A 23,169-nucleotide genomic window follows, 5' to 3' on the forward strand; every position below is an offset into this window, starting at 1 on the left:
AGCGCGGCGCGGCGACCGGCTGGATCCAGGCCTCGGCCTCGATCGGGCTGCTCGCCGCCTTGCTGGTGATCGTCGTCACCCGCACCGCGCTCGGCGAGGAGGCGTTCCTCGCCTGGGGTTGGCGGATTCCGTTCCTCGCCTCGGCCTTGTTGCTCGGCATCTCGCTGTGGATGCGGGTCAAATTGTCCGAGAGCCCGACCTTCGCCAAGCTGCGCGATGAGGGCGCGACCAGCAAGGCACCGCTGCGTGAGGCGTTCGCGCGGCGGGACAGCCTCAAGCAGGTGCTGATCGCCTTCTTCGCGATCATGTGCGCGCAGGGCGCGGTGTGGTATTTCACCTTCTTCTACATGCAGGTGTTCCTCGAAAAATCGCTCGGGCTACCCGGCGCGACCAAGGACATGCTGCTGATCGCGATGACCATCGTCTCCGCGCCGCTCTATGTGTTCTTCGGTTGGCTCAGCGACCGCGTCGGCCGCAAGCCGGTGATGCTCGGCGGGATGCTGCTCGGCCTGGCGCTCTATTTCCCCGGCTCGCACCTCATAGCCGCGTCGGTCAATCCGGCGCTGGTCGAGGCGCAGCGCGCCGCCCCGGTGGTCGTCGTCACCGATCCCGCGACCTGCGCAGTCCAGTTCGACCCGACCGGCACGCGCCGCTTCGACAGTGCCTGCGACATCGCCAAGAGCCTGCTCGTCGCCAAGGGCATTTCCTACGCCAACGCCGTCTCGACTGACGGCCAGACCGTGATCCGCATCGGCAATTCGGCGCTTCCTGTCTCGGGTGGCGCGACGCTCGACGACCCCGGCCTCAAGGCGCTCAAGACCAGCACCGGCGACAGTTTGAAGGCGCAGCTAACCGCCGCCGGCTATCCCGCCACCGCCGACCCCAAGGCAGTTCATTACCCCACCCTGCTGCTAGTGCTGCTGGGCTTCGTCGTCGCCGCCTGCGCGCTGTACGGCCCGCAAGCTGCGGCGTTGGTCGAGATGTTCCCGACCCGCATCCGCTACACCGCGCTCAGCCTGCCCTACCATATCGGCACCGGCTGGGTCGGCGGCTTCCTCCCCGTCACCAGCTTCGCCATCGTCGCCATCACCGGGGATATCTATGCCGGGCTGTGGTACGCGGTCGGCTTCACGGCGCTAAGCGTGGTGGTGACGATTTTGTTCCTGAAGGAAACTAGGGGCAAGCCGCTGGAGGATTGTTAGCTACACATGGAAAACGAACGCCAACATTGGGCCCAGTCCACTGCTTCTGCTCCTACTCACTGGCCGCTTGGAGTTCGTCCGATCTCAGTCGAAGGACTAAGCTCATTAGGAGTGGGCGATGATGGTCGTGTCTACTGGGATGGGAAAGTCATAGTAACTGAGAAACGCATAACGCTTAGCTTTTGGCAGAAAGTGGCTGGATTTCTGACTGTGCTCTCAGCAGTCGTTGTAGCGGCAGAGGCGGGACATTCGCTTTTCGTCGCATAAATTTCTCAATGACCGACCTCAAGCGCACCAATGAATGTCGATCGCCTGCTCGGCCTCCGCCAGCACGCGGCCGATCGGGAGTTTTGAGCTTTGCCCGTCGGCGATCGCCTGCTCGAGCAAATCGCGCTTCTGCTGCCCGGTGATGACGATCGTCACCGTCTTCGCCGCCAAGATTGAAGCGCGGGTCAGCGTCACCCGCGCCACCGGTGCATCCGCCGGCATCGGGTCGGGCATCACACCCACCGCGCGGAGCGCCTTGGGGGCGTCGAGCGCATCCTGCAGGTCGGGCCCGGCGAAGATCGACGCGGTGTGCCCGTCCTCGCCCATCCCCAGCCACACCAGATCGGGCGGCCATGGCAAATCTTGCAGCCGCGCATCCGCCGCACCGCCGGCCATTTTGTAATCGGCAATCCCGGTCGAGATCGGGAACACCCGCGCGCCGGTCGGCAATAAGATTTGGGCAATCGCGCGAATATTGCTACGCGGATCGTCGAGCGGGACCAGCCGGTCGTCAGTAGGGATGATGATGACCTTTTTCCACGGCAATTTGGCTGCTGCCAATTTGGCATAGATCGGGATCGGGGTGGACCCGCCGGGAATCGCGATCAGCGCCGAATCGCGCGCGTCTAATGCGCTTTCGATGATGAAGGCGATGTCACCCGCGACCGCGTCGGCCAGTTCGTCGACACTGTCATAGTCCCACCATTCGGCTTCGATCATCCGCTCATTTCCTTTGTTCGTACGCCATGTCCGATGCCACCGGCTGGCCGCGCTGGTAGATCGCGGGCCGATAAGCGAACCGCGTCGTTACCAGCGCGCAGGTCGCTCTGTCGATGTCCGCATCCCCGCTCGACCGAAATATCCGGCAATTGGTGACCCGGCCATTGGGCTGGACGGTGAACATCACGAACGGCGCGCCGCCATCGAGCAATCGATCGCGCAGCCCGGACGGATAGTCGCGCGTGCGCAAGCTGGGCGAGATCAGGCTGGCGCGGCTGGCAATCCCCGATCCGCCGCCGCCATTGCCATTGCCCGCCCCGCCGCTGCCGTCGCCATTGCCGACCCCGCCCGCGCCGGTCCCCGGACCGACCACGTCGGAGGCGCCCTGCGTCGCCTGATTGCCCTCGCGCGGCGTGGTCGTGGCCACAACCGGATTGGGCGTCGGCACCGGGATCACCGGCTTGGGCGCGGCCACTGGGGTCGCCTTGCTCTCGATATTCTTGGCCGATGCCGCCGCTTCTTTCTCCTTCGGCTTCGGGGTCGGCGGATCGATGATCACCACGGGCGGGGGCGGCGGTTCGGGCGCAATGTCGATCAACTGGGTCAGCGCGTCACGCCCCGGCAAATTAACCGCGCCCGACAGGTTGATCAGCGCATAGGCCAAGGCGAGATGGACCAGCACCACGAAGGTGATGGTCGCGGTGCGCTCGCTTAGGCTGGGGGCAGGTCGATACATGGCCGAACCGAAACGGTCCTCGCCGCGCTAGGTTGCGCTCGGCCACGCAAAACCGCCGGTTTTCCAGCATTCGGTTAGGCGCAATTTGTATTCGTTATGGCCCGCAATGATACGTAAGTTGAGCATGAATCATTGACTCCGGTTAAATATCGGTAAAATGTGAGCCTTGGTCCAACGAGGGGGAACTCATGACCGCTACCACCGCAAATAATCGCAAGTTTCTTGCATCCGGCGCGATTGTCGTCGCCGTCGCTGCCGCCGCTTATGGCGTAGGGCGAGTGTATCCGCCGATCGGCCCAAGTGAGGGCACGATCGCTCCTGCCGAGCGCTATGTCTCGTCGCAGGTCGGCGAAGGCGATGTCACGCTTGGCGACACTGCTGTTCCGCAGCTGATGCAATCCGACGCGTTCGAGGTGATGACCAAGGACGCCAATTTCCGGGCGCTGGCTCGCGATGCCGGGTTCGCCGCTTTGGCGCGCAATCCGGCCGCGATGTCGGCCATGGCTGCCAATCCTGCCGCCTTCGCCGCATTGGCCAAGGATCCGCAGGCGTTTGCGGCAATGGCGCGCAATGCCCAGGCAACGGCCGCTGCCGCACGTGGTGCCGACGCTCGTCAGGCGCAGGCTTTCTCGGCGATGGCGCGCCATGCCAATGCGTTCGATGCGCTGGCGCGGCATCCGGCGGCGTTCGAGGCAATGGCCCGCGATCCGCAGGCCTTCGCGGCTTACGCCAAGGACGCCAATGCCTTTGCGGCTGCGGCGCGTAACCCGGCCGGTGTGGCCGCCATGGCGCGTAACGCACAGGCGTTCCAGGCGTTGGCCAAGGACAGCGCGGCAATGTCGGCACTGGCCAAGGACGCTCAGGCATTCGACGCTATGGCAAGGAATGCCGACGCCTTCCAGGCGATGGGCCGCAATGCTCAGGGTCTCGCTGCTGCGGCGCGATCGGCGGAAGCCTTCGCCTCGCAAGGTCGCGCGGCCAATGCGCTCGACGCCAATGCCGCCGAGGCAATGGCAATGAACTCGCAGGCGTTCAGTGCGCTTGCACTGCAACCGCAGGCATTCGCCGCCTTGGCGCAACATCCGCAGGCGTTTGCGGCGCTGGCGCGTCATCCGCAGGCGTTCCAGGCGATGGCGCGTAATGCCAATGCCTTTGCGTCTTATGCGCGCGATGCCAATGCCTTCTCGGCGGCGGCACGAAACCCCGCCGGGGTCGCAGCAATGGCCCGCAATGCGCAGGCGTTCCAGGCACTTGCCAAGGATAGCGCGGCAATGTCGGCTCTGGCGCGCGATGCGCAGGCCTTCTCCGCGCTCGGTCGCAATGCCAATGCCTTCAATGCGCTGGCGTCCAATGCGCAGGCCTTCTCGGCGGCGATGAATGCGCAAGCCTTGGGGGCGATGGCCCGCAACGCCAATGCCTTCTCGGCGCTTGCCCGCAACGCCAACGCACTGGCCGCCTCAGCCCGCGCGGCGCAGGCGTTCAATTCGCAGGCAGCGGCGGCAAACATGGCAGCGCAAGGCCGAATGGATCCGCAGGCAATGGCGGCGATGGCTCAAAACCCGCAAGCGTTTGCGGCAATGTCAGCCAATCCGCAGGCGTTTGCCGCACTGGCGCAGAATCCGGCAGCATTGCAGGCATTCGCCCGCAATGCCCAAGCGTTTAATGCGCTCGGTCGCAATGCAAACTTTCAGGCGCTGGCGATGAATGCGAGCTTCGCTGCTGCCGTGCAAAGCCCGGGCTTCGTCCAGGCGGTGCAAGCGGGTGCACGCGACGCGAGCTTTGCCGCTAGGGGTTCTGACGAACGCTAAAATGGTAAGCTTCGCCTGCTGACAACGGGCATCGGCTTTCGAGCCGAAAAAGGGGGTCGATGACGGGGGTACGGCGGCTTAATCGCCAGGTCATCATCAGGGGGTCCGTGGCCGCGCTGCTTTCGAGTAGCGCGGCCACTACCGCTTATGCCCAGCAAACACCCGAGCCACTCCCGCCGCCACCCGCAACGACAACCGTCGTCGAACCGGTCGCCGCGCCCGAGACCGCGCGGCCAACCGCCCCGCTCGACGATCCGAAACAGGATGAGGAAGACAAGGGTCCCGACCATGTCCCGCCCGATGCGTCGGGGATCGACCTGTCGACGCTCGAGACCAAGAATCTCAGCTTGCTCTATTTCGACCCGGTGCAGACGTATCTTACGCCTTACATCGCCCGCGCGTTTGAAAATGCGTTGGTTTTCCACCGCCAGAAGTTCAACTGGACGCCGTGGGACCGGACGACCTTGCTGCTCAAGGATTTCGGCGATTACGGCAATGCCGCCGCGCGCTCCTCGCCCAACAACGCCGTGCTGCTCGATGTTGCGCCATTGTCGGTGTCGATGGAGACATTCACCCCCGGCGAGCGCTTTTTCACCCTGACCAATCATGAGCTCGCGCATGTCGCGACGATGGACGTATGGAACCGCAAGGACGCCTATTGGCGGCGCTTCCTTGCGGGCAAGCCGATGGCGATTCAGGAACATCCCGAATCGATCCTGTGGAATTATCTCGCGACGCCGCGCAACGTCGTCCCGCGCTGGTACCTCGAAGGCTCGGCGGTGTTCTTCGAAACGTGGATGGCGGGCGGGCTTGGCCGCGCGCAGGGCGCCTATGACGAAATGGTGTTCCGCGCCAAGGTTCGCGACGGCGACAAATTCTATTCGCCGCTCGGCCTCGAATCCGAAGGAACGGCGATCGATTTCCAGGTTGGGGTCAACGACTATCTGTACGGGACTCGCTTCTTCTCGTGGCTGGCGCTCAAATATGGCCCCGACAAGGTCGTCCAATGGCTCCGCCGCGACGAGGGCAGCAAGGCATTTTACGCCGCTCAGTTTCGCAATGTATTCGATCGCAAGCTCGACAATGCGTGGAGCGAATGGATCGGGTTCGAGCAGGATTTCCAGAAGCAACAGCTGGCCAAGCTGTCCGCTTATCCACTGACCGACGTCACCCATCTTTCGCCCAAGGGACTCGGCTCAATCTCCAGGGGATTCGTCGATCCCAAGACCAACAGCCTAATCGCCGCCTTCCGCTATCCGGGTACGATCGGTTTCATCGGCCGGATGGATCTGGCCACCGGCGCGCTGACCAAATTGTCCGAAATCAAGGGCATGATGCTCTACAAGGTAACCAGCCTCGCCTTTGATCCCGATGCGCGCAAAGCTTATTATACCGAGGATAATTACGCCTTCCGCGACATTATCGAAATCGATGTCGACACCGGCAAGAAACGCATGTTGCTCAAGGATGCGCGGATCGGCGATTTCGTGGTCAATCTGGTCGACAAGTCGATCTGGGGAATCCGCCACCAGAATGGCTTCGCGACCATCGTCCGCATTCCTTTACCTTACGCCGGCTTCAATCAGGTCCACACCTTCGATTATGGGCAGACCCCGTTCGATCTCGACATCTCGCCCGACGGCACCAGGGTTGCGGCCAGTTTCGGCGAGATTGATGGCAAGCAGTCGGTCCGGGTGTGGACCACCGAGTCTTTGCTGTCGGGGGGCGGGCCGCAGGAGGTCGCACGGCTCGACCTGCCGCCCTCGACGCCCGAAACCTTTACCTTCACCCCCGACGGCAAGACATTGGTCGGCACCGCTTATTACACCGGTGTCTCGAACGTCTTCACGTTCGACATCGCGACCCAGAAATATGACGTGGTCAGCAATGCCTCCACCGGTTTCTTCCGCCCGATGCTGCAACCCGACGGCAGCATGCTGGTTTACGAATATACCGGCGCTGGCCTGACCCCGTCGAAGATCATCCCGCAGAAACGCGACGATCTTGGAACGGTCGAATTCCTTGGCACCAAATTGATCAAGGCGCGCCCCGAATTGAAGACGTGGGGAGTTGGCTCGCCGGCGAAAGTCGATCTTGAGCCGTTGATCACCGAGCGCGGCAAATATCGCCCGACCAAACGCATGAAGCTCGCCGCGGCTTACCCGATCATCGAAGGCTATCAGGGTAAGTTTTCACCGGGCTATTATTTCCATTTCGAAGACCCGATGCAGTTCAACCAGTTCGATGCGACATTCAGCATTTCGCCTTACGGCAGCCTGCCGTCGGGCGAGCGCTTCCACGCCGCGCTCAAATATAAAACGCTCAACTGGACCGCAGAATATAAACATAATGGGGCCGACTTCTACGACCTGTTCGGACCGATCGAACGCAGCCGGAAGGGCGACGCATTCATCGTCAGTTGGAACAAGAACAAGATTTACGATCCCCCGCGTCAGCTTGATTTCTTTGGCTCGGCAGCCGCCTATTTCGGGCTCGCCCAGCTCCCGTCTTCGCAGAACATCACCAGCCCGAAGAACATCTTTTCGGTCGAAGGCGGGGTCAAATATACCAATACCCGCAAGTCACTGGGCGGGGTCGATCACGAAAAGGGAATTGCCTGGCGCGCCATCGCGAGCAGCGATTTTGCCGAAAGCAAAACCTTTCCCAAGCTTCAGCTCGGACTCGACTATGGCGTTCCGCTGCCGATCTCCAATGCCTCGGCCTGGATCTACGCCCATGCCGGGATCGCGGGAGGCGATTCGCGAAGCCCGCTGGGTAGCTTCTACTTCGGATCGTTCCGCAACAATTACGTCGATAACCGGCCCGAGAAACGGTACCGCGAGGTCGAGAGTTTCCCCGGCTTCGAAATCGACCAGATCAGCGCCCGCCGCTATGCCAAGCTGACCGGTGAGATCAATTTGCCGCCGATCCGCTTCTCCGAAATCGGCACCCCCAGTTTCTACTTGAGCTATGCCCGCCCGGCGTTGTTCGTCGGCACCATGCTGACCCGCGACGCGGTTGGCGACAATCACAAATATGTGAACCTCGGCGGACAGGTCGATTTGAATTTTACCTTCGCGGTGCGCCTGCCGATGATTTTCTCGATCGGCGCGGCGGGCGGGTTCGAGGATGGCCATTATCAAAAGACCGAGTTTCTCGCCTCGCTCAAAATCTTGTAGGCCGCGTTGATGATCCTTGAGCTTACCAATTGGTCGATCGCGCTGGTGCCGGTGCTTGTGATGCTGATGATGTTCATCTGGCTCGACGTGTTCAAGCTCATGACGACGTGGGAAACGCTCGGCCTGCTTGCGATTGGCGGCGTCACTGCGGCGATAGCCTATCCGGTCAGCGGCATCTTTCTCGACCAGCTTCCGCTCGGTTACTCCAATTACAGTCGCTTTGCCGCGCCGTGGGTCGAGGAAGCAATCAAGGGACTGGCGATCGTCGGCCTGTTCTACTTCAACCGCATCGGTTTCAAGCTCGACGCTGTGATCTCGGGCTTCGCCATCGGCGCCGGCTTCTCGGTGGTCGAAAATATCGTATACCTGACCCGCTTTCCCGACCTCGCGCCGACCACGTGGATGGTGCGCGGGCTCGGCACCGCGGTAATGCATGGAACGTCGGTCGCTGTGCTTGCCGCCACCGCGCATGAATTTGCAGAGCGCGAAAACCGCGGCACGGTGGCCGATTTCAACTTCAGCTTATTGTGGTTCATCCCCGGCTATCTCGGTGCCGTGGCGATCCACACTGCGTTCAACCAGTTTCCCGAAAATCCTATCTATCCGCTGATCGCCACCCTTGCCGTCGCCCCTTTCCTAATCATGGGGATGTTCCGCTTCGGCGCGATCGAGGCGCAGCATTGGCTAAGCCACGAGCGAGAGGTCCACCGGCTGGCGCTAGAGGCATGGCAATCGGGCGGTTTTCCGGCCGATGGCAGCGGCCAGAAGATTGCTGCTCTGGTCGCCCGCTCCGATTCCAAAACAGGCGAGAATATTCGCGAATATTGTGAGCAATTGACCTTCCTCGCCTGGACCGCCGAAGATGCGCTCCATGACCAGCTCGACGATATCTCGAAGGTCGAGGTCGAGGCTGGTGCCGCGTTCGACCGCCTCGAGGCGTTGCGCCACGCCATCGGCAAGGCCAGTTTCGCTGCACTCAAACCGTTGCTCCCGTTCAGCCGCAACGATTATTGGGAAATCTCCGAGCTCGAAGAGCGGCTCAAGGCAAAAAAGGTCAAACCGCGCTAGACGCTTGATTCTGCGCTTCGCGCGCTATCAATGGCGGCGAGGGAGCGAATCGCATGGCCGAAGCCTATATCGTCGAAGCATTGCGCACTGCCGGCGGCAAACGCGGCGGCGCGCTGCGTGACTGGCACCCGGTCGATCTTGGTGCCGCAGTCCTCAATGCGCTGGTCGATCGATCGGGCATCGATCCGGCGGCGATCGACGACGTGATTGTCGGCTGCGTCAGCCAGGTCGGCGAGCAGAGCTTCCATGTCGGCCGCAACATGGTGCTTGCGTCCAAGCTCCCGCAATCGGTTCCCGCCGTGACCATCGACCGCCAGTGCGGGAGTTCGCAGCAATCGGTCCATTTCGCCGCACAGGCGGTGATGAGCGGGGTGCAGGACGTGGTCATAGCGGCGGGCGTCGAATCGATGACCCGCGTGCCGATGGGCCTGCCGACCTTATTGCCGCTGCAGGCCGGGATCGGGATCGGACCGTGGCCGCAATCGATCAAGGACCGCTTCGGCGTGACCGAATTCAGCCAGTTCACCGGCGCCGAGATGATCGCCCGCAACTATGGCTTCACCCGCGATGACCTCGATGGCTTCGCGCTCGACAGTCACCGCAAGGCCGCCGCCGCAACCGCCGCCAACGCGTTCCATCGCGAAATCGTCTCGCTCGACGTCACCGACAAGGAAGGGCAACCGCGCCGCCACGCCCATGACGAGGGAATCCGCGCCGACGCCTCGCTTGAAGGGCTCGGCGCGCTCAAGACGATCACCGCCGACGGCGTCATCACCGCCGGCAACGCCAGCCAGATCTGCGACGGCGCGAGCGGCGTGCTGATCGTTTCCGAGCGTGCGCTTAAGAGCCACAACCTCACTCCGCTGGCGCGCATCGAGACCATGACCGTCACCGCCGGCGACCCCATCATCATGCTGATGGAGCCGATCCCCGCCACGCTCCGCGCGCTCGAACGATCGGGCCGGAGCATCGCCGACATCGATCTTGCCGAGGTCAACGAAGCCTTCGCCCCCGTCCCCTTGGCGTGGCTGCGCGATCTCAAGGCCGACCCGGCGCGCCTCAACGTCAACGGCGGCGCCATCGCACTCGGCCATCCCCTCGGCGCAAGCGGCGCCAAATTGATGGCCACCCTCGTCCACGCGTTACGCGCCCGTGGCGGCCGCTACGGCCTCCAGACAATGTGCGAAGGCGGCGGAATCGCCAACGCGACGATCATCGAGGCATTGTAGAGAAAGCGGCACCGGCCCGCTAACAAAGAAAAATGGCGGAGAGGCAGGGATTCGAACCCTGGGTACCCTCACGGGCACGCCGCATTTCGAGTGCGGTGCTTTCGACCACTCAGCCACCTCTCCGCAAGACAGGAAACGCTGGCCGGCTTGGTGCCGACATCGGGTCGCGGCGGCCTCTAGCAGCGCTGCTCACACTTGCAAAGAGCATCGCTGCGCTTCACGGCCCTAAGCCATGAAAGCGATTGTCATCGGCGCCAGCGGCGGGATCGGGGCGGCACTGTGCGATGGGCTCGAATCGCGCGGCGCAGCCGTCATCCGCCTATCGCGCAGCAGTGCGCCGCCGATCGACCTCGAGTCCGACCCGTCGATCGAGCAGGCCGCCGCCACCCTCGCCAGCCAGGGCCCGTTCGACTTGATCTTCGTCGCCTCAGGGATTCTCCACGGTGCTGGCGTCGCGCCCGAAAAAACCTACCGCCAGCTTGACGGCGCCACGCTCGAACAGGTCTTGCGCATCAACACCATCGGCCCGGCGCTGGTCGCACGCCATTTCCTGCCGTTGCTCCGCACCGATGGCCGCGCGATCTTCGCCGCCCTCTCCGCTCGGGTCGGGTCGATCGGCGACAATCGCCTCGGCGGCTGGTTGAGCTATCGCGCGTCGAAGGCGGCGCTTAACCAGATCATCAAAACCCTCGCCATTGAACTCGCCCGCATCCGCCCCGAAACAATCTGCGTCGCGCTTCATCCCGGAACGGTCGACAGCGCGCTCAGCGCTCCCTTCCAGCGCGGGCTTGCCGACGGGCAATTGCTCACCCCGGCGGTCAGCGCGACCCACCTGCTCGACACGCTCGACCGGCTCGATCCGACCGACAGCGGCGGTTGCTTCGATTATCGCGGGGAGCGCATCATCCCGTGACCGACCTTGCCTCTGCCGCGCAGGCGCCTATTTTAGGCTGATGACCAACGCCTTCGAATCTCCCCGAGACTGCGGATCTCCCATACCCTCGGCCCGTTTCGGGATTGGCGAGGTGGTTCGCCACCGCTTGCTCGACTTCCGCGGGGTAATTTTCGATGTCGATCCCGAATTCGCCAATAGCGAGGAATGGTATGAGTCGATTCCCGAGGCGATGCGCCCGGCGCGGGACCAGCCATTCTATCATTTGTTCGCGGAGAATTCCGAATCGAGCTACATCGCCTACGTCAGCCAGCAGAATCTGCTCGCCGACGAGGATGGCGGCGAGGTCGATCATCCGGCGATCGACGGCTTGTTCGACGGCTATGACGACGGCCGTTACAAACTTCGCCCCAAGCATCGGCATTAGGGCTGGATCGCACCCCCCGCGCCATTGACAGCGCGGACCGCCCCGCTTAGTCGGCACGCTTTCCGCGCGGAACCTGGCTTAACTGGGCCGTTTCTTCGCGCGGTCACGGATTTTTTTAGAAAGAAGCCAATGTTCGCAATCGTGCGCACGGGCGGCAAGCAATATCGCGTCGCCCCCGGAGATAAGATCGTCGTCGAGAAACTGGCCGGGGAGGCGGGCGACACGTTCGACATCACCGACGTCCTGCTGGCGGGTGAAGGCGGCGACCTGAAGTCGACTGTCGGGCTCACCGTCGCGGCCAAGATCATCGCCCAGGCGAAGGCCGACAAGGTCACGGTGTTCAAGAAGCGCCGTCGTCACAACTACCGCCGCAAGGCCGGTCATCGCCAGCAGCATACGATCATCGAGATTGTGTCGATTGGCGGCAAAAAGGCCGAGAAAAAGACCGAGCCGAAGGGTGAAGCCAAGACGGCTCCGGCGAAGACCGAGGCCCCGGCCAAGGTCGAAGCGAAGGTTGAAAAGCCCGCTGCCAAGGCGGCCAAGCCTGTTGCCGAGAAGGCACCGGCAGCCAAAAAGGCCCCGGCCGCATCGACAAAAGATGCTGCACCTGCTAAGGCGGCGGCGAAGAAGGCAGCTCCCAAGGCTGCTGCGAAACCCAAGAAGTAAGAGCAAGCACGATGGCACATAAGAAAGCAGGCGGTTCTTCGCGCAACGGTCGCGACTCGGAATCGAAGCGCCTTGGCGTCAAGAAGTTCGGCAGCGAAGCAGTTCGCGCCGGCAACATCATCGTGCGTCAACGCGGCACCAAATGGTATCCGGGCGACAATGTCGGCCTGGGCCGCGATCACACCATTTTTGCACTAACCGACGGCCGCGTCTGTTTCCGCGATGGCAAACTGGGTCGCAAATACGTCCACGTAGAAGCGATTATGCCGACGACGGCGACGAAATAACGGGATCGGTCGATCAGGACTGCTCCCGACAGGGGGCAGCCCAGCTGGGACCGACACTCGAGGTTTCAAAAGGGAGAAGAGGGCAGCCCCCTCCTCTCCCTTTTTGTTTGCGTCTCTTTCTTCTCCCGAAACTGAAACACGGCGGCTCTAGCGGGGCGCCTGAAGGGGAAGGGAATGACCATGTTTGCGCGTACCGAGCGATTATTGCTGAGACCGGGTTGGGCCGAGGACGCGCCCGCGCTGGCGCAGGCGATTGCCGATGAGGCGATCGTCCGCAATCTTGCCTCTGCGCCGTGGCCGTTCGCACTGCGCGATGCCGAGGCATTCCTCGCCGCACCGCGAGATCCGGCGTTTCCGTCGTTCCTGATTTTCGAGCGCACCGCTGCAGCGCCGCAGCTGGTCGGCGCGTGCGGGCTTGGTCGCCGCCCCTCGGGCGCGGTCGAGCTTGGCTATTGGATCGCGCGCGACGCGTGGAACCAAGGCTATGCAACCGAGGCCGGCTATGCCCTGCTCGATATCGCCGAAGCGCTTGGGCTGCAGCGGCTCGAAGCCTCCTACTTCATCGACAATCCGGCGTCGGGCCGGGTGCTCGAGAAGCTCGGCTTCAGCCCGACCGGCCTCTCGGCCCCACGCTACAGCTGCGCGCGCGGGCAGGATTCGGTGGCAAAGCTGTGCCGCAAGGTCATGGTGAGCCAAGACGTCGCGATCGCTGCCTAAGCCGCGCGCCGAACCTTCTTCGCGCTGTCGAAAGCCGCGCCGCTGGTCGCCTCATATTCGGCGATCAGCGCGCGGTCGTCGACATTCCACGGATGAAAACCGGGCAGGAAATAGGCGGCCCAGGCGGCGAAGATTTTGCGCATCATCCCCGGCGATCCTAGCGCATACCACGCCAGCTTCACCCATGCGCGCGGTCCGACGACCCCATCCTGCCGCATCAGCTCGAGCGCGCCCGCCGTCCGGTCGACAACGAAATTGCGAGTCACGTACAGCATGATCAACGCCTTGACCTTCCAGCGCTTACCTGCGGTCCAGTCCTTGGTCGCGTGGAGCCACGTGTCATAAGCCACGCCCTTATGCTCGATTTCCTCGCTCGCGTGCCACTTCCACAAATTGGCGGTCGCTTCTTCCGACCCCGCCAGGTGGCGCGGGTCGGCGAGCAGCTCATGCGCCAGGATTGCAGTGAAATGCTCGAGCGCCATGGTCGCCGCCAGGCTGACGATCTTCGGCTTCGACCGGGTCACCGCCAAGCGCTTTTCGACCTGTGCCTCGAGCTTGGTCAGGTCATAGCCCGAATCCGCCGCACGACGATTGAACGCCAAATGCTCGCGGCTGTGGACTACCTCCTGCGTGGTGAAATTGCGGATGTCTGCGGCCAGCTTGGGGTCAGCACCGTCGCGAAACGCGCGCACGCTCTCGACGAAGAACGCCTCGCCCACTGGAAAAGTCGCGGACAGGGCATTGTACAATGCCGTCGCCTCGACCCGACCGCCGTGCCACAGCCGAGGCGTCGCAACCTCGCGCCCGAAGCGCCGGTCGCGCGGGGTGATCGTCAGGTCGGTCGGCGTTGGTGAAATGCTTGCGGCGTTCATCGAACCACTCCATGCGTTGATCATGAAAAAATGGTTCTTGCTGACATAAATGTCAATAGCCTTGCCGCGTAGGCGATTGACCCAGGAGGAAAGCCGCGCCGCCGCGGTCGCCGCCGCGCGTGCTCTGCTGCTCGATCAGGGCGCCGCCGCCATTACCCTTAAGGCCGTCGCGGCGAAGATCGGCCGCACCCACGCCAACCTCCTCCACCATTTCGGCAGCGTCGCCGGGCTCCACCGCGCGCTGGCGGAGGATATTGCCGTCACTGTCTCGGCGTCGATCACCTCGGCCATTGCCAGCCGCCGCCAGGGCCTCGCCACCGAGCGTGACGTGGTTGACGCGATGTTCGACGCCTTCGCGCGCGACGGCGCTGGCGAGTTGATCGGCTGGATCGCTCTCACCCGCCAGCGCGACGCGTTGAAACCGGTGATCGAAACCATTGCCGCAATTGTCGCCGATTTCACCGCGTCGGGCGATCAGCGCCCGATGGACAAGGTCACGCTCGGCTTGGTCCTGCTGGCGGTCGGTGACAGTTTGGTCGGCGAGGAAGTGTCTGAAGGTACCGGCCAAACCCGCGAAGCAGTGCGCGAAATCGCTGTGCGGCAAATCGCGGCGATGGTGGTGCAGGACTGACGCGCCCCCCACCCACCCCCGCCGGATAGCCATTTGCGCCCCCTTCGCTTAAGGGGCGCGGATGCATTTTCTCGATCAGGCCAAGATTTTCATCCGCTCGGGCGCGGGCGGCGCGGGGGCGGTTGCGTTCCGGCGCGAGAAGTTCGTCGAATATGGCGGGCCCAATGGTGGCCAGGGCGGCAAGGGCGGCGACATCGTGTTCCAGGCAGTGGCCGGGCTCAATACGTTGATCGACTTTCGTTATACCCAGCATTTCCGTGCGCCGCGCGGCAAGGGCGGGTCAGGCTCGAATATGACCGGCGCGGGCGGCGACGATCTGGTGATCAAGGTGCCGATCGGCACGCAAATCCTCGCCGATGACGAGGAACGCACGCTGCTCGCTGACTTCACTACCGAGGGCCAGACGATCCATTTCCTGCGCGGCGGTGACGGCGGGCGCGGCAATGCCAGTTACAAGACCTCGACCAACCGCGCCCCGCGCCAACATGGGCCGGGCTGGCCGGGCGAGGAACGCTACGTCTGGTTGCGCTTGAAATTGCTCGCCGATTGCGGGCTGCTTGGATTGCCCAACGCGGGCAAGTCGACCTTCCTCAACCGTACCACCAATGCGGTCGCCAAGGTCGGCGAATATCCGTTCACCACGCTCCGCCCGCAACTTGGCGTAGTCACCCACAAGACCCGCGAGTTCGTCCTCGCCGACATTCCTGGGCTGATTGAGGGCGCCGCCGACGGTGCCGGGATCGGCGATCGCTTTCTTGGCCATGTCGAGCGCACGCGCGTGTTGCTCCATCTGGTCGATGCGGCGGGCGACGATCCGGTCGAGGCATGGCGGATCGTTCGCGGCGAGCTAGAGGCTTATGGCGCGGGACTAGAGGACAAGCCGGAAGTGCTGGCTTTATCGCGGACCGATTTGCTGACCGCGGCCGAGATCAAGAAAATAGAGAAGAAGCTCGCCAAAGCCTCGGGCACCGCCCCGTTTGTCATTTCCGCCGCGACTGGGGCAGGGATCGAGCCATTGCTCGACGCGATCCTCGACAAGGTCACTGGCGAAAAAGCCAGCGAGGTCGAGGAAATCCATGAGGGCGAATGGTCGCCGCTCTGAAGCTGGCAATCACCGGCGGCACCGGCTTCGTCGGCCAGCGCCTGCTCGATATGGCGCTGGCTCAAGGCCATCACGTCCGCGCCCTCACGCGGCGATCACAGGCAGTGCGCTTCGGCGTGACGTGGATCGAAGGCGCGCTTGATGAGCCCGAACGCCTAGCGAAATTGGTCGAGGGCACCGATGCGGTTATCCACGTCGCCGGGGTGGTCAACGCCGATGCGGCTGGGTTCGAGGCGGGCAACGTGCTGGGCACTGGCGCAATCCTCTCCGCCGCTGAGCGAGCCGGGATCGCCCGTTTCGTCCATGTCAGCTCGCTCGCCGCCCGCGAACCGCAACTGTCGATGTACGGCGCGTCGAAAGCCCGCTCCGAGGCGCTCGTCGCCGCCTCCCCGCTGTCGACCGCGATCGTCCGCCCGCCCGCCGTCTACGGGCCCGGCGACCGCGAGATGCTCGACATGTTCAAGATGGCCTCGCGCGGTTTCGTCCTGCTTCCGCCGGCCGGCCGTCTCTCGCTGATTCACGTCGACGACCTTGCCAGCCTGCTGCTTTCAATCGCCGCCTCGACCGAGACCGGCATGATCGAACCCGACGACGGCCGCGCCAACGGCTGGACCCACCGCGGCTTCGGCAATGCCCTCGGCGTAGCGGTCGGTCGCAAAGTGCATACTGTCTCGATGCCGCGCTTGATCCTCACCGCCGCCGCCCGAGCCGATCGCCTAGCTCGCGGCAAGAAGGCCAAGCTCACCCCCGACCGCGTGGCGTATTTCTGCCACCCCGATTGGGTCGTCGATCCCGCCCAAGCGCCGACGTCGTGGCACGCGGCGATCCCGACACCGCAAGGCCTCGCCGACACCGCGACCTGGTATCGCTCGGCCGGCTGGCTCTAACGGAAGAACACCAGCTGGACGATCAACGCCGCTGCGGTGACGATCATGCCGTAGAGGAAGAAGGTGAAGCTCCAGTACAGCCAGCGATATTTGTCGTTGCGCAGGATGTGGCCGTGGTCCCACAAATCGCGTGCCAGCCGGCGGTAAGTCTCCTCCTCGGACGACAATACCCGCATTACTTCATCGACATATTCCTCCCTCGGGCAGTCGATATAGCTGCCGAAAAACAATATGTTGACCTTCTTGCCGGTGAGCGGGACCTTGGCCTTGCGCATTCGGTTGGGGCGCACCGTCATGACCCCGAACAGGGTGGCGATGAACGAGAAACTGGTCAGCACCAGCAGCGCGATATTGGCCTTGCCCTCGGCAATGCTGCCGATCGACAGCGAGAAGACGACGAAACTCGCACCGAGCAGGATCGATGCTTTACTGTCGGCCATTTCGGACAAAGTCATGTTGGTCGAATTGGCCGCCATCAGGAGGTTGTGGACCTCCTTGGGGAACTCATAACCGGGATCACCAATCTTCAGTTCGCCGGGCTGGCCGATCGCCTTGGGTTCGGAATCGCTCATCGTGCCCCCTTATTGGATCCCGGTCGCGACGAACGCGGCCATGCTGGCGAACAGGCCGATGATGAAAATCGAGTATGCGTACTTCAGCAAGCGATACTTCTTGTGCGCCAGCACCTGCCCGTTCTGGTAAACGTCGCGGGCCACCATCGCCAGAAACTTCTCCTGGTCAGCCAGCCGGCCCAGCATTTCGGTGACATATTCGTCTTCCTTCATGTCGGCAAAGCCACCGAAGAACATCAAATTGCGCTCGCCCTGCAAATCCTTGGCGGCGTGGATGGTCGGCATCACCGCGGTTGCCGAGATAACCGCCGCCAGAAAGGCCGAAACGCCAAGCACCATCAGCGGCAGCGGCAAATGACCCCGCGACGTCGCCTGCGCCACGCAGATCGTGAACACCACGAACGAGGCGCCCATCATCATACTCGCCTTGCGATCGGCCATCGCCGACAGATGATATTGCGCCTGACTGGCGGTGCGGACCGCCTGGATCGCGTCGCCGCCAAATTTGCGTGTCTCAGTCATTCCCCCGCCTCGCCCTCTTTGCGCCCCAATCGATTGCGAAACGCCATTGCCCCAATTAGGACCACTCGATGACCGATCGCGCCGATACTGCTGCCAGGATACTGGCCCTCATTGAACCATTCAACAAGAAGGGTGTCGAGGTCGTTGAAACAACCCGCTTTGCCCAGGACCTGGAATGGGACAGCCTGACCGTGCTCGATTTCGTCGCCAATATCGAAGACGAATATGACATCCTCATCACGATGAACCAGCAAGCCGAGATCGAGACCGTCGGGCAATTGGTCGATGCCGTCATCGCGCTCAAGGCGGCCTGACGTGGGCGATCTGTTCGACAAGTTTCAGCCGCTGATCGATCAGCGTGAAGCCCTGCTCTCGACCGGGCTGACCGATCCGTTCAACCTGGTGATGGAAAAAGTGATCTCGCCGACGGTCGCGATCTGCAGCGGCCGCAAGACGATTTTGCTCGGCACTTACAATTATATGGGCATGACGTTCGATCCCGACGTCATTGCCGCGGGCAAGCAAGCGCTTGATGATTTCGGCAGCGGCACCACCGGCAGCCGGGTGCTCAACGGCACTTACTCGCCGCACAAGGATTGCGAGGCCGCGCTCCGGGAATTTTACGCGATGGACCATGCGATGGTCTTCTCGACCGGCTACCAGGCCAATCTCGGGATCATCAGCACCATTGCCGGCAAGGACGATTATATCGTCCTCGACATCGACAGCCATGCCTCGATCTACGACGGTTGCGCGCTCGGCAATGCCAATATCGTCCCGTTCCGCCACAATGATGTTGAGGCGCTAGAGAAGCGGCTCAAGCGAATCCCCGAGGGTGCTGGCAAACTGGTCATCCTCGAAGGCGTCTATTCGATGCTTGGCGATATTGCGCCGCTGAAGGAAATGGTCGCGGTGTCGAAGGCGGCTGGCGCGATGGTGCTGGTCGACGAAGCGCATTCGATGGGCTTCATCGGGCCACATGGCCGCGGCGTCGCCGAAGCGCAGGGCGTGATCGACGATTGCGATTTCATCATCGGCACCTTCAGCAAGTCGGTCGGGACGGTCGGCGGCTTCTGCGTCTCCAACCACCCCAAGTTCGAGATCATGCGGCTGGTCTGCCGACCCTATGTCTTCACAGCCTCGCTTCCGCCGTCGGTCGTCGCCACCGCCGCCACCTCAATTCGCAAGCTGATGCACGGTGCCGACAAGCGCACGCATTTGTGGGAGAATAGCAAGAAGCTCCACGCCGGGCTGAAGGCGCTCGGGTTCACGCTTGGCACCGAAACGTCGCAATCGGCGATCATCGCGGTGATCATGCCTGATCTGGAGCAAGGCGCGATGATGTGGGAAGCGCTGCTCAACGAGGGCCTGTACGTCAACCTCGCCCGCCCGCCCGCGACCCCGGCCAATATGACCCTGCTGCGTTGTTCACTCTGTGCCGAACATTCGAGCGAGCAGGTCGACCAAATCCTCGGCATGTTCGCTGCTGCAGGCCGCGCGACGGGCATCATCGCCTGATCGCGGACTCTTTCGCAAGCGTCAGTTGAAGGCTAGAACAGGCACATGAGCAACGGGGCGGACGAAGCGCGCGGCGACTGGCGAGGCGGATGGGCCGCCGCGATCGCCTTCATCGCGACCCTGGTTCTGCTCGGCATGGTGGTGCTTGTCTCGTTCTCCAACGACGCGCGCGAGGAAGCGCTGACCGCCGAGCGTCACGCTTATGATGTGGCGTTGGTCACGCGCAGCGTCAGCTCGAGCGCGTCACGCGCCGAAGCTGCACTTGGCCGCTTCGTCCTTGACGAGGAAATCAAGGTTAGCGGCAACATCTATTACAGCCAATGGCGGCTTGCCGGTTTCCAGATTGACCAGCTCAAGGCGCTGGTCCGTACTAATCCCGAACAACTCAAGCGGGTTGGCGAACTGGAGGCGCTTTACGCGCTGCGCGGAAGCGAACTCGCGCTTCCAGCCCGCGCAGCCGTGCTCAAGAAAGGTCAAGGCGGTACCTCCTATTTCTTTGCTGCCGGCAAGACCCTCACCCAGGAAAAGCTCGACGCCAAGCTCGACGAGATCGCCTCGGCCGAGCGCGACGCACTGCGCGAGCGGATTACCCGCAGTCAGATCGTCACCGCCCAAGCCGACCGGCTGACCGACTATCTCAGCTGGCTGGGGCTTATAGTCGGGGTCGGGGCGATTTTTCTCGGCGTCGTCGCGGTTCAGGCGCTGCGCCTCAACGCAGCTGCCCGGCGCCAAGCCGAGAGCGAATCGGATCGCGCAGCCCAGCTAGAGTCCGCCGTTCGCGACCGGACCCAGGAATTGTGGGAGGCGAACCAGGCGCTCAAGCAAGAAGCGATTGAACGGCAGGCGGCCGAGGCCCAACTTCGTCAGGTCCAGAAAATGGAGGCGGTTGGCCAGCTGACTGGCGGAATCGCGCATGACTTCAATAATATGCTGGCCGTTGTGGTCGGCGGGATCGACCTTGCCCGCCGCCGCTTGAGCGGCCCGCGCAAGGAAGTGATGCACCATCTGACCAATGCCATGGAAGGCGCCACCCGCGCCGCGGCCTTAACCCGGCGCTTGCTGTCCTTCGCGCGGTCGGAGCCCTTGCTCCCCGAGCGGATCGAAAGTGGGGAACTGGTCGGCAACATGTCCGACCTGCTCGACCGCACGCTGGGTGAGCAGATCCGCATTGAACGTCAGCTGGCACCCGATGCCTGGCCGGTGTTCGTCGATCCACATCAGCTGGAGAATGCGATTCTCAACCTTGCGGTCAACGCCCGCGATGCGATGGACGGCGAAGGTCTGCTGACCATCTCGTCGGAAAATGTGACGATGACCGCGAATGCTGTCGGCGACATCCAGCCGGGTGAATATCTCAAGATATCGATCACCGACGAAGGCTGCGGGATGAGCGACGAAGTGCGCGACCGCGCGTTCGAGCCCTTCTTCACCACCAAGCCGGTCGGCAAGGGCACCGGTCTCGGCCTGAGCCAGATATTCGGATTCGCTCACCAGTCCGAGGGAGAGGTCGGGATTGTAAGCAAGACCGGCGAAGGCACCACCGTGTCGCTCTATTTGCCGCGTACCAGAGCGGTGGCGCCGATCCGGATGCAGCCGCATCCCAACGGTCGCGACCTTGAACCGGTCGTGCCCGGCGCACGAATCCTGCTGGTGGAAGATGACCCCCGGGTTCGCGCGGCAACCGTCGGGGCGCTCGAGGACCTCGACTATCAACCCATGGCCTGTTCCAGCGGGGCCGATGCGATCGTCGCCTTCGATGGCCAGACGTTCGACCTCGTGATCAGCGACGTCATCATGCCGGAGATGACCGGGCCCGAGATGATCCGGATCATCAAGGGCAAACGGCCCGACGTCGCCGTATTGTTCGTGACCGGCTATGTCGGTGATGGCGAGGGCGATGACCTGGTCGGTTACGAATTGCTCCGCAAACCGTTCACCGTCAGCGCGCTCGCGACGGCGGTCGCCGCCGCACTGTCGCGCCACGCGCCCTCCGCTAGCGGATCGCCCCCGATTTCAGGAGCCGCGGCAGCAAACTGATCGCGGTCAGCAGCGGATGGCGTTGCTGCCAATCGGTGAGGACAATCTTGGTCCCGGCGTGGCGATTAATCTTCCACGCGATATAATCGGCACCCCCGGCATAGGTCGCGCTCGCCTTGGCCAGCCTGATGACCGACAATGCTTTGCCCTCGAAGCGACGCCGATCCCAGCCTCCAGCATTGGACCCGATGAGCGGCGCTGCAGCCTGGCCAAAGCGGCGATAGCGCTCGGGATCGGCGTCGACCACCGATTGGCTTCGGCCCTTGCGCTCGGCCCGAAGCTCGGCCGAATAGGTCAGCGCGAACGCCCGCCGCCACCAGTCGAGCACATCTTCTCTATCTTGCCGGCCAGCCGCACCGAGCAAGGTCGGAACCGCTTTCGCGACGGCGCCGATCGCCCGATCGCGCGCAGCCGCGTCACTCGACCACACTAACCGCGAAGGCTGCGCAAACCGTGCCCAGACCGACACGTTGCGCGTTTTCGGCCCATTCAGGCGATCGAAGTCTGCTTCGCTGAGAACGGCATATTTGGCCATCAGCCCGTCATGCTCGAACGGGAAGACATTGGGCGGGATCAGCCGGTTGGCGGTCGCCATCCAGCGCTTGGGATAAGCCGCGCGATAATCGGACACGATCAGGTAGAAATCGAGCATCAACCCATCGAGTTGCTGCTCCCGCAGACACGATCCGTAGAAAAGGACGGCACGGCTCGCCTCGCCATGTTTGGCCGCGATCGCCAGGGCCATAGCTTCCACCCGCGGATCAACGGTTTCGCCAAGCTCGGCGGTTACAAGGTCGCGAAGCTCATCCACGGGTGGCCTATGCGGCGAGGCGCACGAACGACAACGGCGATGCGCGCCGCAGAAAGATTGGCATGCCGATCTCGGCACTGAAGGTTTCGCCGTCGAGGATTACCTGGCTCGAATCGCCCTCGATGCTGATTTCGTCGGCTTCCTCGACATGGACACCGGCCATCTTGGTCCGGCCAAGGCGCCCACGCAGGGTCGCGACAAAGGCATTGAGCAACGACCCGGCACGCTGCTCGACGGCGACGAACTTAAGCGTCCCCTGCCTTTGCCCATTCAGCTCCCCAGAGAGCAACAATTTCTCGAGCGTGGTGACAGCGAGCAAGGCGAAGCGCCCGGTGATGACGCCTTCCCGCCGCACCGAAATGCTCAGCGGGCGCGGATCGGGCGGGAGGAATTTGGCCTTCAGACCGATCACCTGCCGAAGGACCACCGCGAAAAAAGTCAGGACATGGCTGATCCCGTTGGGCAGGCCGAGCGGATAGATGCGGTTGCGGCAGTAGAGCATGATGTCGGCCAACCCGGCACCGCCGAGGAACATGCCGATCACCGGCTTGCCGCCCTTCGCGCCGCCGCTCAGCGCGATCATCTGGCGCGCGACGAGATGTGGCGTCAGGTCATGCTGGGCGAGCGCGACCAGGCGCGCAAGGCTGGTCACCGGGTCGCCGTGGACGCCAAGGTCCATCGCGATCAAATTGGTTTTCCCGCTTGGCAGTACCGCCACCGGCGGAACCTCGCCATCGGCGAAATGGCCGCCATTGTGCAATTCGGTCAGCGCCGCCTGCACCGTGCCATCGCCGCCGTTGATCACCAGCAATTTGGGTTTGACCCGCGCAATGGTCTTCATCGCGTCGCCAATCTGTTCGGCGTGCTCGACTTCGTAATGGAAGACATCGGGATGCTCGGCACAAAAGGCGCGAATCCGCGGCAGCTGCGCGACATTACCTGTCGAGCGCGGGTTGGACAGCAAGGTGATCCGTGGCCGCCCCATTATCGAGGCTGGCGGCCAACGGTTGAACCGAATT

At 63.0% G+C, this 23,169-nt stretch carries 23 protein-coding genes and 1 tRNA gene; 16 read left to right on the forward strand and 8 right to left on the reverse strand.

The window, feature by feature from the left end:
- A partial coding sequence (locus RMN73_RS07855) for an MFS transporter (protein WP_309602766.1) occupies positions 1 to 1,202 on the forward strand: 1,202 nt, incomplete at its 5' end.
- 285 nt (positions 1,203 to 1,487) lie between these two features.
- On the opposite strand, the gene pgl is transcribed toward RMN73_RS07855, so the two are convergent.
- Positions 1,488 to 2,189: a 6-phosphogluconolactonase gene (gene pgl, locus RMN73_RS07860; RefSeq protein ID WP_309602767.1), complete on the reverse strand. Its 702-nt coding sequence runs from the start codon at positions 2,187 to 2,189 to the stop codon at positions 1,488 to 1,490.
- Positions 2,190 to 2,193: 4 nt separating this feature from the next.
- Positions 2,194 to 2,925 (reverse strand): TonB family protein, encoded by a 732-nt coding sequence (locus RMN73_RS07865; RefSeq protein ID WP_309602768.1) that lies wholly within the window; start codon positions 2,923 to 2,925, stop codon positions 2,194 to 2,196.
- A 188-nt stretch (positions 2,926 to 3,113) separates the two neighbouring features.
- On the opposite strand from RMN73_RS07865, the gene RMN73_RS07870 reads away from it, so the two are divergent.
- From RMN73_RS07870 to RMN73_RS07885, 4 genes are all read left to right on the forward strand, one after another.
- Entirely contained in the window at positions 3,114 to 4,733 is a 1,620-nt protein-coding gene (locus RMN73_RS07870) for a hypothetical protein (protein WP_309602769.1), read from the forward strand.
- Between the two features lie 107 nt (positions 4,734 to 4,840).
- Entirely contained in the window at positions 4,841 to 7,912 is a 3,072-nt protein-coding gene (locus RMN73_RS07875; protein WP_309602770.1) for a hypothetical protein, read from the forward strand.
- 9 nt (positions 7,913 to 7,921) lie between these two features.
- A complete protein-coding gene (locus RMN73_RS07880; RefSeq protein WP_309602771.1) occupies positions 7,922 to 8,980 on the forward strand; it encodes a PrsW family glutamic-type intramembrane protease in 1,059 nt (352 codons plus the stop codon).
- Positions 8,981 to 9,033: 53 nt separating this feature from the next.
- Positions 9,034 to 10,209 carry an acetyl-CoA C-acetyltransferase gene (locus RMN73_RS07885; protein WP_309602772.1) on the forward strand — a complete coding sequence of 392 codons (1,176 nt, stop codon included), beginning with the start codon at positions 9,034 to 9,036 and terminating at the stop codon, positions 10,207 to 10,209.
- Between the two features lie 33 nt (positions 10,210 to 10,242).
- On the opposite strand, the gene RMN73_RS07890 is transcribed toward RMN73_RS07885, so the two are convergent.
- Positions 10,243 to 10,332, reverse strand: a tRNA-Ser gene (locus RMN73_RS07890).
- Positions 10,333 to 10,441: 109 nt separating this feature from the next.
- Here RMN73_RS07890 and RMN73_RS07895 point away from each other — a divergent pair.
- The 5 genes from RMN73_RS07895 (at position 10,442) to RMN73_RS07915 (ending at position 13,198) form a co-directional block, all read left to right on the forward strand.
- Positions 10,442 to 11,122: an SDR family NAD(P)-dependent oxidoreductase gene (locus tag RMN73_RS07895; protein WP_309602773.1), complete on the forward strand. Its 681-nt coding sequence runs from the start codon at positions 10,442 to 10,444 to the stop codon at positions 11,120 to 11,122.
- Between the two features lie 40 nt (positions 11,123 to 11,162).
- Positions 11,163 to 11,528: a heat shock protein HspQ gene (gene hspQ / locus RMN73_RS07900; RefSeq protein ID WP_309602774.1), complete on the forward strand. Its 366-nt coding sequence runs from the start codon at positions 11,163 to 11,165 to the stop codon at positions 11,526 to 11,528.
- 129 nt (positions 11,529 to 11,657) lie between these two features.
- Positions 11,658 to 12,194: a 50S ribosomal protein L21 gene (gene rplU / locus RMN73_RS07905; protein ID WP_309602775.1), complete on the forward strand. Its 537-nt coding sequence runs from the start codon at positions 11,658 to 11,660 to the stop codon at positions 12,192 to 12,194.
- 11 nt (positions 12,195 to 12,205) lie between these two features.
- Positions 12,206 to 12,481, forward strand: a complete 276-nt coding sequence (gene rpmA, locus RMN73_RS07910) for a 50S ribosomal protein L27 (RefSeq protein WP_309602776.1) — start codon at positions 12,206 to 12,208, stop codon at positions 12,479 to 12,481.
- Positions 12,482 to 12,655: 174 nt separating this feature from the next.
- On the forward strand, positions 12,656 to 13,198 hold the full coding sequence (locus tag RMN73_RS07915) for a GNAT family N-acetyltransferase (RefSeq protein ID WP_309602777.1): 543 nt from the start codon (positions 12,656 to 12,658) through the stop codon (positions 13,196 to 13,198).
- Here RMN73_RS07915 and RMN73_RS07920 read toward each other — a convergent pair.
- The gene (locus RMN73_RS07920) at positions 13,195 to 14,070 is read right to left on the reverse strand and encodes a metal-dependent hydrolase (protein ID WP_309602778.1); all 876 of its coding nucleotides are present in this window, start codon (positions 14,068 to 14,070) and stop codon (positions 13,195 to 13,197) included. The two genes, RMN73_RS07915 and RMN73_RS07920, sit on opposite strands and share 4 nt — an antisense overlap.
- Positions 14,071 to 14,146: 76 nt before the next feature.
- Between RMN73_RS07920 and RMN73_RS07925 the strand changes: the two genes are divergently transcribed.
- The 3 genes from RMN73_RS07925 to RMN73_RS07935 all read left to right on the forward strand — a co-directional run bounded on the left by RMN73_RS07925 (position 14,147) and on the right by RMN73_RS07935 (position 16,690).
- Positions 14,147 to 14,701, forward strand: a complete 555-nt coding sequence (locus RMN73_RS07925) for a TetR family transcriptional regulator (protein WP_309602779.1) — start codon at positions 14,147 to 14,149, stop codon at positions 14,699 to 14,701.
- Between the two features lie 61 nt (positions 14,702 to 14,762).
- Positions 14,763 to 15,803, forward strand: a complete 1,041-nt coding sequence (gene obgE, locus RMN73_RS07930) for a GTPase ObgE (protein ID WP_309602780.1) — start codon at positions 14,763 to 14,765, stop codon at positions 15,801 to 15,803.
- Positions 15,788 to 16,690, forward strand: a complete 903-nt coding sequence (locus tag RMN73_RS07935) for an NAD(P)-dependent oxidoreductase (protein ID WP_309602781.1) — start codon at positions 15,788 to 15,790, stop codon at positions 16,688 to 16,690. Before obgE ends, RMN73_RS07935 begins: the two co-directional genes overlap by 16 nt.
- On the opposite strand, the gene RMN73_RS07940 is transcribed toward RMN73_RS07935, so the two are convergent.
- Entirely contained in the window at positions 16,687 to 17,262 is a 576-nt protein-coding gene (locus RMN73_RS07940) for a Pycsar system effector family protein (RefSeq protein ID WP_309602782.1), read from the reverse strand. The two genes, RMN73_RS07935 and RMN73_RS07940, sit on opposite strands and share 4 nt — an antisense overlap.
- Before the next feature lie 9 nt (positions 17,263 to 17,271).
- Positions 17,272 to 17,784 carry a Pycsar system effector family protein gene (locus tag RMN73_RS07945; protein WP_309602783.1) on the reverse strand — a complete coding sequence of 171 codons (513 nt, stop codon included), beginning with the start codon at positions 17,782 to 17,784 and terminating at the stop codon, positions 17,272 to 17,274.
- Positions 17,785 to 17,852: 68 nt separating this feature from the next.
- On the opposite strand from RMN73_RS07945, the gene RMN73_RS07950 reads away from it, so the two are divergent.
- From RMN73_RS07950 to RMN73_RS07960, 3 genes are read left to right on the forward strand one after another with little or no spacing between them, the layout of a single operon-like run.
- A complete protein-coding gene (locus RMN73_RS07950) occupies positions 17,853 to 18,098 on the forward strand; it encodes an acyl carrier protein (RefSeq protein ID WP_309602784.1) in 246 nt (81 codons plus the stop codon).
- Positions 18,070 to 19,302, forward strand: coding sequence for a serine palmitoyltransferase (gene spt / locus RMN73_RS07955; protein ID WP_309602785.1), 1,233 nt, complete (start codon positions 18,070 to 18,072; stop codon positions 19,300 to 19,302). The genes RMN73_RS07950 and spt overlap by 29 nt, the downstream gene beginning before the upstream one ends.
- Positions 19,303 to 19,347: 45 nt before the next feature.
- Entirely contained in the window at positions 19,348 to 21,339 is a 1,992-nt protein-coding gene (locus RMN73_RS07960) for an ATP-binding protein (protein ID WP_309602786.1), read from the forward strand.
- Here RMN73_RS07960 and RMN73_RS07965 read toward each other — a convergent pair.
- On the reverse strand, positions 21,296 to 22,150 hold the full coding sequence (locus RMN73_RS07965; RefSeq protein ID WP_309602787.1) for a hypothetical protein: 855 nt from the start codon (positions 22,148 to 22,150) through the stop codon (positions 21,296 to 21,298). The two genes, RMN73_RS07960 and RMN73_RS07965, sit on opposite strands and share 44 nt — an antisense overlap.
- A 7-nt stretch (positions 22,151 to 22,157) precedes the next feature.
- On the reverse strand, positions 22,158 to 23,135 hold the full coding sequence (locus RMN73_RS07970) for a diacylglycerol kinase family protein (RefSeq protein WP_309602788.1): 978 nt from the start codon (positions 23,133 to 23,135) through the stop codon (positions 22,158 to 22,160).
- Between the last annotated feature and the right edge of the window lie 34 nt (positions 23,136 to 23,169).

Origin of the sequence: Sphingomonas sp., from assembly GCF_031372575.1 — a bacterium.
In the GTDB taxonomy this organism is placed as follows: Bacteria; Pseudomonadota; Alphaproteobacteria; order Sphingomonadales; family Sphingomonadaceae; genus Sphingomicrobium.